The following is a 611-nucleotide window of genomic DNA, read 5'->3' on the forward strand; positions in this document are numbered from 1 at the left end:
ATGTTCCATGTTCTTTTTGCATTGCATTTTATTTTGCCTGTCTCATCTCACCGAATGGATAAAAGACGAGAGATTCAGTACCGATGATATCGTCCTCAGAAGGCATGCCCATTCCGTTTCTGCTATCCAGTGAATTGAGACGGTTATCTCCCATTACAAAATATTTACCGGATGGAACCTCAACTTCGAAGTCACCCGTTAAGGTTACACCCGATTCTTTGACCTCTTGTTGTTGTTCCTTTAAGTACGGTTCTTCCACCTTTTTATTATTTATGTACAGCTGATCATTTTTCATTTTAATGCTGTCACCAGGCAAACCGATTAAACGTTTGACAAATGAGCGGCCGCTCTTTTTGTCATGAATGACTATGATGTCGCCTCTGTGAAACCCGCCAGTCCATTTGACTGCTTTATCAACCAGAATTCTTTCTGAGTCTTTAAGCGTTGGGGCCATTGATGATCCTTCAATAAGAAAAGGCTTGTAAAACACCAATCTGATCGTAAAAATGAGAGCTGCGATCATAATGATACTGAGTACAACGATCGTTTTGATTTTTCTTTTTTTCTTTAACGTGATTGTTTTTGCATTCAACTTCCTTCACCCGATGCTT

General features: G+C 39.6%; 1 protein-coding gene. It reads right to left on the minus strand.

The annotated features are described in order from the left end of the window. Positions 1 to 28: 28 nt before the first annotated feature. A complete protein-coding gene (sipU, locus tag ACWHAR_RS29215; RefSeq protein ID WP_017696164.1) occupies positions 29 to 592 on the minus strand; it encodes a signal peptidase I sipU in 564 nt (187 codons plus the stop codon). Between the last annotated feature and the right edge of the window lie 19 nt (positions 593 to 611).

This window comes from Bacillus sp. LR--39 (genome assembly GCF_053613335.1).